Origin of the sequence: Aquirufa salirivi, assembly GCF_045310485.1 — a bacterium.
Taxonomy (GTDB): Bacteria; Bacteroidota; Bacteroidia; order Cytophagales; family Spirosomataceae; genus Aquirufa; species Aquirufa salirivi.
Window position 1 is genome coordinate 36,631 of record NZ_JBEWZH010000007.1, and the last position, 17,289, is coordinate 53,919.

Sequence of the window (17,289 nt, forward strand, 5' to 3'; positions counted from 1 at the left end):
TCCAAAGATACAAAAAAAGATAAAACTTAATTTGTTAGATTAGTCTAACTTATTTACTTTTGCTTGACTTGAATAGCAAAAAAATGAAAAAAATAAGACTACAAATCATAGTAAGCGTTTGTTTGATCTTAAGCTGTTCTATCTGCTATGCTCAAGTAGCTGCTAGCATTTCAGGTAAAATCATTTCAGAGAATCAAGCCATTGAGTTGGCCAGTGTCACTTTACTGGGCAGTCCTTACGGAACTTCCAGCGACAAGTCTGGAAATTACACGCTAAAAAACATCAAAGCGGGAAAATATATCCTTCGCGTAAGTTACGTAGGTTTTGAAAAATTTGAAAAAGCCATTTCCCTCAATGAAGGTGAGCACCTGACCCTGCCTGTTGATTTAAGCAATTATGCCATGCTTTTAAATGAGGTTGTCATTACTGGGACCATGAAAGAGGTAAGTCGATTAGAAAGTCCTGTTCCAGTAGAAATTTACACTCCTACCTTTTTTAAGAAAAACCCCACTCCTAATATCTACGAGGCATTACAAAACGTCAATGGAGTAAGGCCTCAACTGAATTGCAATGTGTGCAATACGGGAGATATCCATATCAATGGATTAGAAGGTCCATATACCATGGTCCTGGTTGATGGCATGCCCATCGTCAGCAGTCTGAGTACCGTTTATGGTTTATCGGGTATTCCGAATTCCATTGTGGAAAGAATTGAAATTGTCAAAGGGCCGGCATCGTCATTATATGGCAGTGAAGCAGTTGGCGGCTTAATCAATATCATTACCAAAAAACCACAAAATGCCCCATTGGCTTCAGCAGATATATTTAGTACGAGTTGGGGTGAATACAATGCTGATCTGGCTTTCAAACTGAATGCAGGCAAAAAGGCGACGGCATTAACAGGCCTTAACTATTTTAATTTTCAAAATAGAGTAGATAACAACAAAGACAATTTTACAGATATGACTTTGCAGCATCGGATCTCCATATTTCAAAAATGGAATTTTAACCGCAAAGAAAATCGATTGTTTAGCTTGGCTGCCCGTTACATGTATGAAGACCGTTGGGGTGGCGATATGCGATGGCAAAAACAATTTAGAGGTGGCGATAGTATTTATGGGGAAAGTATATATACCAATCGCTGGGAAGTCCTTGGGAATTATCAATTACCCAGTACGGAAAAGCTGCTCCTGTCATTTTCATACAATAGCCACAATCAAGATAGTAGATACGGTAAAACGGTGTATGATGCCCAGCAAAATATTGCCTTCATGCAATTGACTTGGGATAAAAAAATTGGGAAAAATGATTTTTTAATGGGTACAGCGCTGCGCTATACCTATTATGACGATAATACCCCTGCCACAGCAACAGCTGGCTTAACAAAGCCAGAAAATTTAGCCCAAAAAACATGGCTTCCCGGGATATTTGTTCAAAATGAAATATCGATCACGGATAAACATAAACTACTGCTAGGTTATCGATTCGATTACAACAATTACCATGGGAATATTTTCACACCTAGATTAGCCTATAAATGGACTTTTAATGAAAACAATATTCTTCGATTAAATGCGGGAACGGGCTATCGAGTTGTGAATTTGTTTACAGAAGATCACGCCGCCTTAACGGGTGCAAGAATCATTGAAGTAAAAAATGAATTAAACCCAGAACGATCCTACAACATCAATGCGAATTACATCAAGAAAATTTATACTCGGGATGATTCCTACATTGGGCTAGACGCTTCGGCATTTTATACCTATTTCACCAATCGAATTGTAGGAGATTATGAAATAGACCCCAATAAAATTATTTATGATAATTTAAGCGGTTTTGCTGAAAGCAAAGGAATAAGTTTAAACATTGATGCGGTATTTAACAATGGCCTAAAAGTCATAGTTGGAGGCACCTTAATGGAAAATACCCTAACTGAAAATGGTTTGACCAAGCAGCAATTATTAACCGAAAATTTCACAAGCACTTGGGCCATTTCCTACAAAATCAACCCAGCGCACTTAGCCATTGATTATACAGGAAACATGTACAGTCCCATGCGCTTGCCATTGCTTGGGGAAAGAGATCCTAGAAGAGCCTATTCTCCTTGGTGGAGCATTCAAAATATACAAATGACCTATGATGGATTCAGTGATATTCAAATTTACGGTGGTGTAAAAAACTTGTTGAATTGGACTCCTAATCAAGGAAATCCATTCATCATTGCTAGAAGTAATGATCCCTTTGATAAAGAAGTACAATTTGGAAATAATGGGAAAGTCATAGCCAGTCCAAATAACCCTTATGCCTTAACCTTTGATCCCAATTATGTCTATGGTCCTAATCAAGGTATCAGGTTATTTTTAGGTATTCGATATACATTCAAAAAATGAGAAAAAAGCAGCTCTTATTCTTGGTTTTGATTTCGCTTTTCATGTTGAAGCCTATTGAGGTATATTCCCAATTGAAATCCTATGCCATGGAACAACTGGATAGTTTACAGAAAACGGAAAAAAGAAAGGTCTTTGTTTTCATGCATACAGATTGGTGTAAGTTTTGCCAACTGATGAAAAACACGACGTTTAAAAATAAACAGGTTATTCAAGCGCTAAATAGTCAATTCTGGTTTGTGTCACTCAATGCCGAAGAAAAACGAAAGATGACCTTTGAGGGGAATGAGTTTCAGTTTCAACCTACGGGTGATCAAACTGGAATACATGAACTCGCTTTGAAATTAGGTAGTATCAAAGGAGCTATTGCCTTCCCCAGCATTTGTATCCTAAATCCTGACCATGAAATCATTTCGCAACATCAGCAATTTCTTAAATCAGCTGATTTACTTCAGTTGATATTACCGCTCGATAAAAAATACACGAACTAGACTGTTATAAATTTACCATTTTGCTTTGCATTGGGCTTTAAATGAATAAGTGTTGCTAATTGGCACAAAACGGATAAAATTAATCTCAATTCAAGATTTTCTCTTTCTTTAAAAAAGACTTAACTTTGCACTTTATTAAGAAATTTCAATTCAACATCATACACAATGGCATCACAATCAGGTACATATGTACCATTTAAAGTTAAAGACATTGCACTGGCCGACTGGGGTCGTAAAGAGATTCAATTAGCTGAAGCAGAAATGCCAGGATTAATGGCTTTACGTGCTGAATTTGGAAAAGCTCAACCTTTAAAAGGAGCGCGCATCGCAGGATGTTTGCACATGACGATCCAAACAGCGGTTTTGATTGAAACATTGACTGCTTTAGGAGCGGAAGTTACTTGGTCTTCTTGCAATATTTTCTCGACACAAGATCATGCTGCAGCAGCTATTGCCGCAGCTGGTATTCCAGTTTATGCTTGGAAAGGCATGAATGAAGAAGAGTTCAACTGGTGTATTGAGCAAACCTTGTTTTTTGGAGAAGAAAAGCAACCCTTGAACATGATTTTGGATGATGGTGGTGATTTAACCAACATGGTATTTGATGAGTATCCAGAATTAATCCCTGGCATCAAAGGACTTTCTGAGGAAACAACTACAGGCGTTCACCGTCTATATGAGCGTATGAAAAATGGTACTTTGTTCTTACCAGCAATCAACGTGAACGACTCTGTAACTAAATCTAAATTTGACAATAAATACGGCTGTAAAGAGTCATTGGTCGATGCGATTCGTCGTGCTACTGACTTAATGTTAGCTGGTAAAGTAGCTGTGGTAGCCGGATATGGTGATGTAGGAAAAGGTAGTGCTGAGTCATTACGTGGTGCTGGTTGCCGTGTATTGGTAACGGAGATTGACCCAATCTGTGCATTGCAAGCTGCTATGGATGGTTTTGAGGTTGTAACGATGGACGAAGCCGCTAGTCGCGCTAACATCTTCGTAACCGCTACAGGAAATGTAAAAATCATTCGTGACCGTCATTTCAAATCCATGAAAGATAAGGCCATTGTTTGTAACATTGGTCACTTTGACAATGAAATCGACATGGCTTGGTTAAACGATAACTACGGTGCATCGAAAGACCAAATCAAACCACAGGTGGATATGTATACGATTGATGGCAAAAACATCATCGTATTAGCAGAAGGCCGTTTGGTGAACTTAGGTTGCGCCATGGGTCACCCATCTTTCGTGATGTCGAACTCATTTTGTAATCAAACCTTAGCTCAATTAGAGCTTTGGGCCAACGCCGCTAATTATGAGAACAAAGTGTACATCCTTCCTAAGCATTTGGATGAGAAAGTAGCGTTCTTACACTTGGCGCACATTGGAGCTAAATTGGAGAAATTAGAGAAAGATCAAGCGGAATACATTGGTGTACCAGAAAATGGTCCATTCAAGCCTGAGCATTACCGTTACTAGTCTTTTTGGAGATTCTATTCCCAAAGCCACCTTCGCAAGAGGGTGGCTTTTTTGCTTTCAAGGGAATCTTGGCTATTTTTACTTTGCTATTCATAAAATGACAGAAAACATCCAAGCCTCATATTATTTTAAAGTTCAATACGGAAAAATCGAGATGTCATTTCAAGAGGTTTCTGGATTAGATTTTTCAAGTTCTAGTTTGAAAGAAGGGATCAAACATTCCCCACTAAGGTTTAAAAGAGGACTTTGTCAAAATTGGAAATCTTTTCAATTGATCATTGATGCCTTTAATAATCTGTGCAAGATCCCTGTCAAAAATTTGACCATTTCTTTACTTAATTCTGATGCTGAGGTCATTCGTGCTTGGCAATGTTTACATGCATATCCCATAAAACTTGATTTAGATACGTTGAAATATCCCACGGATTTCCTAACCATAGAAAATTTAGAAATGGAATATTCAGTCATTACTCGTACCAAATAATTTCAACCTCATTGCCTTAACCAGTGAAAAATTAATGAAACCTAAAAGCATATTTCTTCTATTTTCTTTACTATTTTCATTTAGTCTCTCCGCCCAAAAGTTCAGTCATGCGGATAGTTTGCGGGGCAGTTTGCGGCCTGCGCGTACTTCCTATGATGTGCTGCACTATGATTTGAAAGTGAAGGTTGACCCGGAGAAAACCTACATCACAGGCTCCAATAGCATCCAATTTGTGGTAAAAGAGAAGACTAAACAAATCCAAGTAGACTTATTCCAAAACTTGAGCATTGACCAAATTGTATTTGAAAACAAAGCCTTAACATACCGTCGTGATGGCAATGCCATTTTTATTGATTTCCCAAGAACACTCCTCGTCAAACAAAAACACCAAATACTCATTTCCTACCAAGGTCAACCCCGCAAAGCGGTACGTCCACCTTGGGATGGGGGTTTTTCTTGGACCAAAGATCCAGCAGGTAAACCTTGGGTAACCGTTTCCTGTGAAGGCCTAGGTGCTTCTGCATGGTGGCCATGCAAAGATCATCCAGGAGATGAACCTGAATCCATGGATATTCGTATCGAGGCGCCCAAGGGCCTTTTGGCGGTTTCTAATGGCAATCTAGTGGCTAGTACATCTACGGCTTTTGGCACGGAATACCATTGGAAGGTACAATATCCCATCAATACCTATAACGTATCCATTAATATTGCCGACTATGCCCATTGGTCAGAAAAAATGGTTCAACTAAATGGCAAGCCCTTAGATTTGGATTATTATGTTCTTCAAAGCAATGCCGAAATAGCCAAAAAACATTTTCAGCAAAGCCAGGAAATGCTACGCATCTTTGAGAAATACTTTGGCCCCTACCCTTTTCCAAAAGATGGCTATGCGCTTGTAGAAACGGATTATTGGGGCATGGAGCATCAAAGTGCCGTGGCCTATGGCAACCATTACAAAAACAATAACTATGGATTTGATTTCATCATCGTACATGAGTCTGCCCATGAATGGTTTGGAAATTCCATCTCATGTAGCGATCACGCTGATTTGTGGATTCATGAAGCCTTAGGAACCTATGCGGAAGCCATTTATTTGGAAGAAAAATCAGGAAAAGAGCAAGCTCAGTCCTATTTGAATGGACAAAAAAACAACATCAAAAATCGATTTTCCATCATTGGCCCTTATGGTGTTAATTATCAAAGTCCGGATGCCGACATGTATTTCAAAGGCACTTGGATGTTTCATACACTGCGATCCATTGTGGCAGATGACAAGCTTTGGTTTAGCACCATCAAGGACTTTTGTTTGACCTTCTACCATAAAAATACGAATGCCGAAGAAGTGCTCAATTTCTTTGAAAAGAAGTTGAAACGTAACGTCAAAGCCATCATGTCCTTATACCTACATCGGGCGGACATTCCAACCTTGGTATACCAACTGAAAGAATCGAATGGAGCATTTACTTTACGTTATAAATGGAAAAATGTACCTAATGAAATTGATTTACCTATTGAAATCAAGCATAGCCAAGGATTAGGGGAGAGAATTCATCCTACTGACACTTGGCAGCAAATAAAGTTGACCGAAGCACCCCAATGGGACTTTGAGCATTTTTTATTCCAAGTAGAAAAGCAAATTTAATCGGGGAATTCTGAACAAAAACCGCTATTTTTGCGGTCAATATTTAATAGCATCTTATGAAATTTGGCGTAGTAGTCTTTCCTGGTTCCAATTGTGATGATGATACCGTAGGGGTCATTGAAAGTTTAGGACATCAAGCTGTGAAGCTTTGGCATAAAGAAACCAGTCTTCAAAACTGTGATTTCATCATTTTACCGGGTGGATTCTCGTATGGCGACTACCTACGTTCTGGTGCTATTGCCCGCTTTTCTCCGATTATGGACAATGTCATTAAGCATGCCAATGATGGAGGTTATTTAATGGGTATTTGCAACGGATTCCAAGTATTAGTGGAGGCTCACTTATTGCCCGGTGTATTATTGAGAAATAATTCACAAAAATTCATTTCAAAGAACATCTACTTAAAGGCTGCGACCAACCAATCCTTGATCACACAGTCTTTGGACCTAAATAAGGCTTATAAAATACCGATTGCGCATGCAGAAGGACGTTATTTCGCAGATGAAAAGACCTTGGAAGATTTAAAAGCCCATGATCAAATCTTATTTTACTACTGTGATGAAAATGGCCAAGTAAACGATGCGGCTAACCCGAATGGCAGTTTATTCAATATCGCAGGAATTTGCAATGCGGGTCGTAATGTGATCGGTATGATGCCTCACCCTGAGCGTGCTGCTGATCCAGATTTAGCGAATATTGATGGCTTGGAGATATTGAAACAACTGGTTTTATAGTTATTAGGTATTAGTGTTTAGGGATTAGGGCTAAAGTGAATTTTACCTTACTATTCAAAGATTAATAAATTAGATTTATAAATGAAAAGCCCTGAATTTCAGGGCTTTTTTGATGTGCTATATAGAGTATATTAATCTACTATTGGGGCTTATTAGGCAGGTGAAACGATTATATTAATCGACTCATTTCCAAATTTTGCTATACAATATCCAATAAACGAGTGGGATGAAAGAAATAGAGATAAATAAACCTAAAAACATTCCTCCAATCACCGAAAGGGCTAATGGCCGTTGAAGTTCAGCACCTAATCCTGAAGAAAAAAGTACAGGTAAAAGTCCCAAAATTGTAGTTAAAAATGTCATCAACTGAGACTTTAATCGTCGTTTGCCAGATAATTTAATGGCATCCATCAATGACAATGAATCCTTCGATTGATTCATGGTACTAATTTTGAGGATGGAATCATTGTCCAATATCCCTATAAGAACAATCATACCTATTGCGGACATGATATTGATACTATTTCCTGCAAAATAAAGTAAGGTCATCGCTCCAGTTAATCCAAATACAATCGTTAACATGACAATTATTGGTTGAACCAATGACTCAAATTGTGCGGATAAAATAAAATATAGCAATAAGATGGCAATTAATATAATGAGACCCAATTCCTTCACAATTTCCAAATTTGTATAATATGCCCCTGTAAAACTTACATTCAAATTGGGGTGACCATCAACGATTTTCTGAATAGATGCTTGATAAGTTGGCACTTCCCTATTAGTTAGACTAAAATTAAATGGAATAAAACCTCCGCTCTTGTCTAAATAAAATGTTTTATAATCTTCTTGATTCGAAATTCTAATTAATTCCCTCAAAGGCAAATATTGACCATTATTACTTTGAACAGTTGCTTGTTGAACCAAATCAATGAAAGGCTTGGTGCGATTCCCCAACAAAATGGGTATGTATTTATGTTCTCCTTTTAAACTACCCAAATCATTATGATTAAAAACAGTTTTCAAAGATTGCACAACTTGCTCATAACCAACATTATAGTACAATAAACGATCGGATAACAGTTGAATGTTATACCTACTCTGCGTGGCAGACGATGGGTTTAAAAACCCAAATTTATTTAATTCCTGATTCAACAAATTTATTTGATCTGTACTTGGTACCTCGATGTTACTAGCACTCATCACTCTTGCTTGTAATGGAGGGTCAGTTGTATTAAATAACACCTCAAAGACATTCTTAGCTGCGCTAAAATGAACAATAGACCCTGGATAGTTAAAAGTCAAATATTCCTTGATCTCTTTTTGCATCCTTTCATACTCTTGGTTGGATGCGACCTTAATACTTAATTTAGATTCATTGAAATTTTGTTGCAGTTCCTTATTTAATAAAAATTGTTGTTGACCTATAAAAGCACAAACAGGCAAGCTATCATGCTTGCTCTTGACAATCGTTCTCGTCATTTGATTTATACGACGGTTATTTTCTTCTACGGTTACGGCTTCGTTCCAGTCAATTTTTACCTCTAATTCCGTTCTACTAATAATTGGCATGCCCTTTTTATCTAACATGATAAATAATGGAATGGACACTAGCGCTAGAAAAACAAAAAACGCCAACATCCATTTTTTCCTTCGAAAAACAAGATTCAATAACCCATCGTAGGTACTTATTGAAGCTTTCACCAGCCATGTGATTTTTTTGGGAACAAATCCTTTTAAACGCTCTTCCCTAAAATAGAAAAGTCGGTATAACACAGGTACCAACGTGTAAGAACATAACAAGGAAATACCCAGCGATAAAGTCACAGCAATGGCTTGATCAAAAAACAAAACTCCAGCAATTCCACTGATAAAAATTAAAGGTAAAAAAACAGCTGAATTTGTCAGAATGGATGTAAACAATGGCATAATTACTTCTTGCGTTCCTTCGATGCACGCCTCATCTAGGGAATGTCCATCCTCACGGTATTGCTCTATATTTTCAATGACAATAATAGAAGAATCAATAATTTCTCCAATTCCCAAAACTAATCCAGCTAATGAAACAATATTGATCGAAATATGAAATAAGTAAAAACACAAAAAAGTAATGATTAATGATACAGGAATAACGATACCAATCAGTATAGGGGTTTTAACATCATTCATGAAAAAAAATATCATAATAAATGTACATAACCCTCCAAATAAGATATTTCCGATGAGGTTATTAATCGACAAATCCAACAATTCGGTTTGGTCTTGACTAATATGAAAATCCAGCTGAGGATATTCCGATTTAAAATGTGCTATTTGAGTATTCAACTTTTTACGAAGTTGAAGCAATTGCGTATTTGATTGTTTGATAATAGAAAGACAAATGGCACGCTTTCCATTGAAGGAATATAATCCACGTAATTGTTGCTCTTGAACTGATACTTTTACTAAATCTTTCAGTTGTAAAACACGTTCACCCTTTTTTACATCCCCAATTTTCAGATAAATATTTTCAATATCCTGAATTGTTTTCAATGTGGTAGCAAAACGAATATTATATTGATATTGACCTTCTTTTACTATTAAATGCCCTAATTCAATATTATTTTTTTGCAAATTCTCTTTCAGTATTTGCTCGCTAATTCCTAAACCTTGAAGTTTGGATTGGTCTGGGATAATGGTAACTTCTGGTTGAGATAAGCCTGTAATGTCTACTAAAGCAACCTCTTTCAATTGTTCAATCCTTCTTCGAAGTACATTTTCACAAAACTCCGACAAGGCCAAATCAGAATTTTCAAAGCCTTTCTTATACGTTACATTGATATTAAAAACAGGAATATCAGAAGCACCAGCTTTGATGACTTTGGGTCTTTCCATCTCTCTGGGTAATTGGCCCATGATACCATCAATTTTTTCATTGGTCTCAATGTAGGCTAGATTGATATTTGTCCCAAAATCAAATTTCAATTTGATAACTGCCAAACCATCTTGAGTTTGTGCTTCCAAATCAGCCAAATGATTAACTTGTTGTAATTGATTTTTTATGGGTTTAACAATTGTTCTTTGTAATTCACGTGCTGATGTATTGGGATGAGTGATTTGAACCGTAATTTCAGGAATAGCTATATCGGGTAATAAGGAGATTGGGATTTGATTAAACGTAATGATTCCCAAAACCATCAAGGCGAAAGTACTGACTAAAACTGCAATGGGGCGATATAGTAAAAAACGGACCATTCCTCTTAATGAACAATTTCTACTTTGGCATCATGACCTAAATTCAAGTTTCCTTTTACAATAACTTTTTGTCCCCCAGAGAGCCCTTCGGATATGGCCAAGTCTTGACTATTTTCATGAGAAACAGTCACAAATTTCCATTTGGCTAAACCATCTTCATAAACAAAAACGACCTTCTTACCTGACCTTTCTACAACAGCTTCCTTGGGCACCACGACCTGCCTTGCCAGTATTTTTTCTATTATAACTTGGGCATTCATCCCTTCTAATAGGTATTGATCTGGATTGACAATTTTTACTTTCAACAAAACCAAGCCTTGTTCATTCACCATAGGATTGATTTCTGTAACTATCCCAGTATATTTTCTGTCAGGGAAAGCTAATGATGTAACTATTGCATGCTGACCTACATTAACTATCCCTAATTCTGATTCTAAAATTGACAGTTCCACCACCATATTCTCCTTACTCAATAAGGTACAAAATGGTTCACTGCTTGAACTTGGATTGAAAGCCTTTGTTTTTAAATTAGCAATTATACCAGCATACGGGGCTTTTAAATATGTATTTTCTAATTTCAAACGAGCATCACGAAGATTAGTAAGGGCTTTATTAAAACCACTTTTTGCCTTAATATTTTCCAAGATCCGTTTTGAAACCGAATTGGTATCTCTGTCTTTACCTCCATATTCCAAAACCAACTTATTTAATTCTAAACGTGCATCTTGAAGAATATCAAAAGATTGCTGCAATGCTATTTTTTGTTGTTCGTTTTCCAAAATTGCCAAAACTTGACCTTCCTTAACCAAGGAACTGTTCTTTATCAAGATTTTCTCAATGACACCTGTTGTCTTAAAATTTATCTTTGCTTGTACTAATGCCGAAATCTTACCAGTAGCCAATACCTGTAATGGAAAATGTTGGATTTTACTTTCAGCTATTTGAACAGCATGTACTTTGAGTGAACCAATAGTCGAGTGAATAGCTGCCACCTCTCCATCATCATGGGAGGTATTCTGACAAGCAGAAATAAATAAAACACTAAAAGAGTAAATACTAATTTTCAAAAAATGCATGAAAAATACTTGATTATAAAATGTAGACTTTTAATACTTATGAATAAAAAATCTTAGAAATTTTCATTTTCTATGACACCTAGAAAATGTAAACCAAAGATTTAACTGGTCAATTTCTTGAGGATAATTTCCCACATTGTCACTTATTGAATTTCTGATTCGAATAAAAATCTAGACTATAGGAACCTACATTTTGTAAAGTACAAGAGGAGGCATTATCCTTTGATACGATCAATGCGTGATTGCAATTCGAATAGCTCAAAACTAGCAGTAGTAGGATTGATAGCTTTTTCAAAAATCATTTCTCCTTCCTTAAAATATAAAACAGTCAAATTACTTTTGTGTAAGCCTAATTGATTACTCTTTTTATGGATATCAAATACTAAATTATTGGACAATATTTCCCTACCAGAAAATTTCAACTTAGTACTTTTAAAATCGAAATCAGTTGTAATAACAAAATAGATGTGCTTATGATTAAGATATTTGGCAGTTAACTTTAATGCTTTTTGAATGCAAGGATGACAACCATCATTGGGTATCATAAGCACATATCCACTAAAATTGGGCTCAATTGATTTTCCATTTTCAATTATTAATCTCGTTAATATTGAACTAGGTGAGTTTGTTTTATTACATGCAATATTAAACCCCAAGAATAACAAAAGAAGAAAAGCAATATTTCTACTTTCCAATTTTAAAAATACTATACGATAAAAATCTTTCATCTATTTTAGCGTTTTCTGGGTGATTATTTGAAATATATAAACCTTTTTCACCAACAAATGAATCTAGAAAATCATAGAAATTATCAAAAAATACATCTGTTTCACCCAATAGATTTAGATCACTATCAAAAATTTGAATCGAAAAAGGCTTTGAAATTAATACATCATTTAGGTTCCCACTATTTTTCCATTTTTTAGTAGGGTGTGCGATGAACCTTATAATTCTATTATTATTTCCATCCGCTAAAATTTTAACGTAAGACATATTTTGTGCATAAACGTCGAAGTATTCTTCTAAAGAGGTGAATTTCCTTACTACGACTCCATTTCCATTAACGGAATGAATACTTGGAGCGGAAACTTGCTTTACTTGTTTGGTATTGATGTTATAAAAATATAAACTATCTGATCCTGGAAATGTATAATAAAATTTATCTTGAATAATTGCGCTACTAGGTGTAATATGGAACAAATCCCAAAATTCTTTTTTATCATGCATCGTTATCGGAAACTTAATTGGCAAAAAAGTATATTTCCCATTGGTCAAATCCAAAAGTGCAAATGCCTTACTATTTAAATCAAAGTATTTCCTATTACTTGACAAGTCGCTCAGAAGTAATGCTTGAGTAAACTGTATCACATATTGATTATAGATAGAAATACACGTGGTAGGTTGTCCTAAAATTTCCCTCGCTTGAAATCCAGCAAATTTGGAAGTTGAAAATGTTGAAATTTTCTTAGCATCAGTATTTAAAGAATAGGTTTCCAAGGGATTCAATCCTTTTAAAACAATGGAATCTTCAGAATAAAAATTAAAATTCCCTATATATCCTATACCATGAGGTCCTTCCTGTTGAAATTTAATTCGTTTGACTATTTTTCTTCTATCTAAGTTAAAATAAACTAATTCGTTATTTAGATTAGAGACAACTAAATAACTCTCTCCCTTTGCATCCTTATGATATACATGATTATAATTTCCAACAGCACTAATTGTTGAATCTACTGGCATTTCTATGGAGTCATATTTTATAATCAATATATCATTCTGCAATGATTCTTTATCAAAAGAAGATTGATTACAACTCCCCAAAATAGCCATAAAGCTTACCGTCCAAATGGATAAGTAAAATCGTATTCTCATGTATAATCGATATAAGGTGGAAAAAAACCACAAATATCTAATACAAAATCAATAGGATAATGGTATTATTTCAATAATCTTCTCGACTTCATAGTAGATATTTGCGATTAAATTAGGATACCAAAATTTAATATCCTCCACAATTACCTAAAGAACAAACTGGGCAACACTGTCCATTCCATAAGCGATTCACAGAATCGGACTTGTCTTTTGCTTGAGATTCATTAATTAGACTGTTTGTAACTAAAAATCCAACTGTTAATGTAGCCGCCAATAAGACTCTCTTAGTCTTACTAACTAGATTTTGATTCAATTTCATGTCATTAAATTTTAAAATTAAACAATTTGCATCCCTTAAATTTCACCGACGTCAAGGCTATTTAATTCGGCAGATTTTGAAAACGTTTTCATGTTTCAAACCTCCCGATAATAATTATTAATGTCAATAGGATTAAATGGACATCTTAAGACATCTTTGGACATTATTGGACAGTCACTCTATTTCATGAAATTTTTGAAGAATCTCCTGAATAACTTTAGGTTTAATTAAAGTTCGAGCTTCTAGCTTAATGGAATGTTTCAAAATAAAACGATGAAGCGTTTTGGAACAAATTCCCAAATGACCAGCTAATTGTTCGCGAGTCATAGGTTTGGAGATTTTATTAATTGAATACATCTGAATGAATTTAGTGGTTATCTAGGTTGGCTAAATTTATGTACATCTAACATATTTAACAATACAAAGAGAAAAAAAACAAACTTATTTATAAAATCATTTGCCCTAGCTGCTATCAAATGCAAAAGTCATCTTTTGGGATCATCATTTTATTTATCGTATTGTGCATCATTGGAATAGCCTTTATTCCTGAACTTTCCATTCAATTAAATCCAATAAAAAATGCTGGAAACCTAACCATTACCTACGACTGGAGGGATGTATCACCCGAAGTTCTTGAAAGCCAAGTTTCAAGCAAATTAGAGGCTGCATTTAGTACCTTACAAGGTATCACAAAAATTAGATCCATCTCCAATTATGGCAGTGGCTTTATCACGATAGAAATTGATAAATTCACTGATTTAGATGAATTGCGTTTTGAAGTTGCGTCACTCATAAGGCAAGTATATCCTCAATTACCCAAAGATGTCTCATACCCAATCATTTACTTAAATTCACCAGATGAGGAAGAAGCGAAAAAACCGCTTATGTCTTTACAATTGAACGGTGCGGCTGATTTAAGTGAGCTTAAAGATTATGCGGAAGAACATTTTAAACCTCAATTAGCTCAAATTGAAGGTATTTATGCCTTACAAGTTTTTGGAGGCAATGATAAAGAATGGGTTTTAACATATAACAGAAGTCAATTTGAAAATCTTCATATAACTGAATATGACATCATTCAAGCCATAAGTCAACAATATAAGCAAGCTAGTCTTGGGCTCGCCCTAAATACGAAAGACCAACAAATGAACGTGATTTTAAATCCTTCATTTCAAAGAAATCAAAAATCTTCTGAGGAAATCAAATCTGATCTGGGGAATATTCTCCTAACAATCAAAGACGATAAACAAAATACTCTTGGGCGAATTATCCATTTATCTGATATTTTGAAAATTGAACGAAAGGAAAAATCAATACAAGAGTTTTATCGAATTAATGGAGAAAATGCAGTCACCATGGTGATTCAAGCAGATGCAGGGGCGAATCAATTAAGCCTTGCCAAAAAAATAAAAGATAAATTAAATGGTTTAAAAAGAAGTCTTCCTCCTACTTATAACATCCATATCGAATACGATGCTACCGAATACATACAAGAAAATTTAGAAAAAATATGGATTCAAACAGGTTTAGCCTTACTAATATTGTTGCTTTTTGTTGGGATAAGTTCAAGAAGCATAGAATACACTTTACTCATTTTGATAAGCCTATTGGTCAATTTAGCAATCTCCTTCATCTTCTTCTATTTTTTAAAAATCGAAATTCATCTGTATTCACTGGCAGCTATTACTACATCTTTAGGGATAGTCATCGATAATACGATTGTAATGATTGACCACTATCGAAGATATGAAAATCGAAATGTTTTCAAGGCGCTTTCGGGAGCTACCTTTACTACCATGGCAGGACTAAGCATCATTTGGTTTTTACCAGAAGAAACCAAAATAAATTTGATGGATTTTGCCATTGTTATGACCATCGAATTAGGAATATCTTTGATTGTCGCATTATTTTTAGTGCCAGCCATCATCGAAAAATTATCCATCAAAAAGAACCGTCAAGTAAAACAAAATAGAATAAAAATAAAACGAATATCCGAATTAAGTAGCCAATACTACAGAGTAATAGCCTTTCTCTTGAAATTTCGTAAATCAAGCATACTCGTAATCATTCTAGCTTTGGGAACAAGTATCTATTTATTTAGCCAATATGTTTTTGAATATTCTCACCCAACGAACAGTGAACGTACTGCATTATACGTCAACGCTAGCTTACCCAATCACTCCACCATAGAGCAAATGAATGAGGTTTATTTACAAATTGAAAAATACCTATCAGAGATCCCAGAAATAGACCGCTTTATCACTCGCGTTTATGATGGCCAATATGGGAGCATAGTCATCTATTTTAAAACTGATTTTCAAAATGGCCCTTTCCCGTTTATTTTAAAGAATAAATTAATATCACTATCCAGTGAAATGAGTGGTCTATCTTGGGATATTTATGGGGTTGGACAAGGTTTCAATCAAAATATCAATGAAAATAGTACTCCGACATTCCTTTTAGAAATGCGGGGATATCATTTCAATGAATTTGGCAAACATGCGAATACATTAAAACGACTGCTAGAAGTTCATCCCCGAATTCAAGAAGTCAACACAAACAAAAGTGTTACTTATTGGAACAATAAAAACCTATTTGAATATGTGTTAACCACTAAATCAAGCAAAATGGCCATTTTAGGTCAACATAATATTGAAATATACGAATACCTTCAACGACAAAATTTTAGACCACAAACAGATCTATTTCAATTTATTAATGGCGAATATGAAGAAATCAAAGTAGTTCCAACAGACAACAAAATCTTTGATGTATGGGCCTTAATGAATCAACCAATACAAATAGAAAACAAACAAATGAAGCTTTCCAATATGGGAGCGGTTGACAAGCAAAAAGTTAGCCCTGAAATAAACAAAGAAAACCAAGAATATATCCAAATTATCAGTTTTGAATATTTTGGGAGTCAAATTTTCGGAGAGAAATTTTTGGATAAAACCTTAGCTGAATTCAAATCTGATTTACCGCTTGGCTTTACCGTAAAGAAAAAAAATATTCTTTGGCAAGATGTTGAAAAGGAAAAGTCCTATTGGCTATTAGGCATTGTCATCTTACTTATCTATATGATTTGTGCTATAATATTTGAATCCTTACTTCAACCACTTGCACTAATTTCGCTTATTCCCATTTCATTCATTGGGGTATTTCTAACTTTCTATTTCTTTGATATTAATTTTGACCAAGGAGGATACGCTTCATTGGTGTTATTAAGTGGGAATGTGGTTTGTGCTGCTATTTTTATGATCACAGAATTTAACAACTTACAAAAAAAGCACCCTAAACAAGGTTCATTTATTCTATACTTGAAGGCATTCAATCATAAAATAACCCCCATTTTTTTAACCGTTTTTTCAACTATAATTGGATTAATTCCTTTTATCATTTTTGGGCAGAACGAAGTGTTTTGGTTTGCTTTTGGTGCAGGAACAATCGGTGGCTTACTATTTTCACTAATAGGAATCATTTTTTACTTACCTGTGTTTTTACCCAATATGCTTCCGGTAAGACGTTAAAATAACAAATGATTTATTGCATTTTCAAGACAATATTT

The 17,289-nt window shown here is 35.1% G+C and carries 11 protein-coding genes; 7 read left to right on the forward strand and 4 right to left on the reverse strand.

Translation table 11 applies throughout. The features are described from left to right. Positions 1–83: 83 nt before the first annotated feature. The 6 genes from U0R11_RS10280 to purQ all read left to right on the forward strand — a co-directional run bounded on the left by U0R11_RS10280 (position 84) and on the right by purQ (position 7,220). Positions 84–2,390, forward strand: coding sequence for a TonB-dependent receptor (locus U0R11_RS10280; protein WP_406751605.1), 2,307 nt, complete (start codon positions 84–86; stop codon positions 2,388–2,390). Next, positions 2,387–2,878, forward strand: coding sequence for a thioredoxin family protein (locus U0R11_RS10285; protein WP_406751606.1), 492 nt, complete (start codon positions 2,387–2,389; stop codon positions 2,876–2,878). Before U0R11_RS10280 ends, U0R11_RS10285 begins: the two co-directional genes overlap by 4 nt. 165 nt (positions 2,879–3,043) lie before the next feature. Further along, on the forward strand, positions 3,044–4,360 hold the full coding sequence (ahcY, locus tag U0R11_RS10290) for an adenosylhomocysteinase (protein WP_406751607.1): 1,317 nt from the start codon (positions 3,044–3,046) through the stop codon (positions 4,358–4,360). 97 nt (positions 4,361–4,457) lie between these two features. Next, entirely contained in the window at positions 4,458–4,844 is a 387-nt protein-coding gene (locus U0R11_RS10295) for a phage tail protein (protein ID WP_406751608.1), read from the forward strand. A 34-nt stretch (positions 4,845–4,878) separates the two neighbouring features. Then, positions 4,879–6,486: a M1 family metallopeptidase gene (locus U0R11_RS10300; protein WP_406751609.1), complete on the forward strand. Its 1,608-nt coding sequence runs from the start codon at positions 4,879–4,881 to the stop codon at positions 6,484–6,486. 56 nt (positions 6,487–6,542) lie between these two features. After that, complete coding sequence (gene purQ, locus U0R11_RS10305; protein ID WP_406751610.1) at positions 6,543–7,220, forward strand: phosphoribosylformylglycinamidine synthase I; 678 nt, start codon at positions 6,543–6,545, stop codon at positions 7,218–7,220. A gap of 183 nt (positions 7,221–7,403) precedes the next feature. Here purQ and U0R11_RS10310 read toward each other — a convergent pair whose 3' ends face one another. The 4 genes from U0R11_RS10310 to U0R11_RS10325 all read right to left on the reverse strand — a co-directional run bounded on the left by U0R11_RS10310 (position 7,404) and on the right by U0R11_RS10325 (position 13,360). Continuing rightward, positions 7,404–10,454, reverse strand: a complete 3,051-nt coding sequence (locus U0R11_RS10310; RefSeq protein WP_406751611.1) for an efflux RND transporter permease subunit — start codon at positions 10,452–10,454, stop codon at positions 7,404–7,406. Positions 10,455–10,459: 5 nt separating this feature from the next. Continuing rightward, positions 10,460–11,530, reverse strand: coding sequence for an efflux RND transporter periplasmic adaptor subunit (locus U0R11_RS10315; RefSeq protein ID WP_406751612.1), 1,071 nt, complete (start codon positions 11,528–11,530; stop codon positions 10,460–10,462). A gap of 215 nt (positions 11,531–11,745) precedes the next feature. Then, on the reverse strand, positions 11,746–12,258 hold the full coding sequence (locus U0R11_RS10320) for a hypothetical protein (RefSeq protein WP_406751613.1): 513 nt from the start codon (positions 12,256–12,258) through the stop codon (positions 11,746–11,748). Continuing rightward, positions 12,215–13,360, reverse strand: a complete 1,146-nt coding sequence (locus U0R11_RS10325; RefSeq protein ID WP_406751614.1) for a DUF4221 family protein — start codon at positions 13,358–13,360, stop codon at positions 12,215–12,217. The genes U0R11_RS10320 and U0R11_RS10325 overlap by 44 nt, the downstream gene beginning before the upstream one ends. A gap of 837 nt (positions 13,361–14,197) precedes the next feature. Between U0R11_RS10325 and U0R11_RS10330 the strand changes: the two genes are divergently transcribed. Continuing rightward, positions 14,198–17,251 carry an efflux RND transporter permease subunit gene (locus U0R11_RS10330; protein ID WP_406751615.1) on the forward strand — a complete coding sequence of 1,018 codons (3,054 nt, stop codon included), beginning with the start codon at positions 14,198–14,200 and terminating at the stop codon, positions 17,249–17,251. The last annotated feature ends 38 nt before the right edge of the window (positions 17,252–17,289 follow it).

Bases quoted from the DNA above. Each gene is read 5' to 3' on its own strand.
- U0R11_RS10280 (WP_406751605.1), top strand. From the start codon at position 84: ATGAAAAAAATAAGACTACAAATCATAGTAAGCGTTTGTTTGATCTTA.
- U0R11_RS10285 (WP_406751606.1), top strand. From the start codon at position 2,387: ATGAGAAAAAAGCAGCTCTTATTCTTGGTTTTGATTTCGCTTTTCATG.
- ahcY (WP_406751607.1), top strand. From the start codon at position 3,044: ATGGCATCACAATCAGGTACATATGTACCATTTAAAGTTAAAGACATT.
- U0R11_RS10295 (WP_406751608.1), top strand. From the start codon at position 4,458: ATGACAGAAAACATCCAAGCCTCATATTATTTTAAAGTTCAATACGGA.
- U0R11_RS10300 (WP_406751609.1), top strand. From the start codon at position 4,879: ATGAAACCTAAAAGCATATTTCTTCTATTTTCTTTACTATTTTCATTT.
- purQ (WP_406751610.1), top strand. From the start codon at position 6,543: ATGAAATTTGGCGTAGTAGTCTTTCCTGGTTCCAATTGTGATGATGAT.
- U0R11_RS10310 (WP_406751611.1), bottom strand. From the start codon at position 10,454: ATGGTCCGTTTTTTACTATATCGCCCCATTGCAGTTTTAGTCAGTACT.
- U0R11_RS10315 (WP_406751612.1), bottom strand. From the start codon at position 11,530: ATGCATTTTTTGAAAATTAGTATTTACTCTTTTAGTGTTTTATTTATT.
- U0R11_RS10320 (WP_406751613.1), bottom strand. From the start codon at position 12,258: ATGAAAGATTTTTATCGTATAGTATTTTTAAAATTGGAAAGTAGAAAT.
- U0R11_RS10325 (WP_406751614.1), bottom strand. From the start codon at position 13,360: ATGGCTATTTTGGGGAGTTGTAATCAATCTTCTTTTGATAAAGAATCA.
- U0R11_RS10330 (WP_406751615.1), top strand. From the start codon at position 14,198: ATGCAAAAGTCATCTTTTGGGATCATCATTTTATTTATCGTATTGTGC.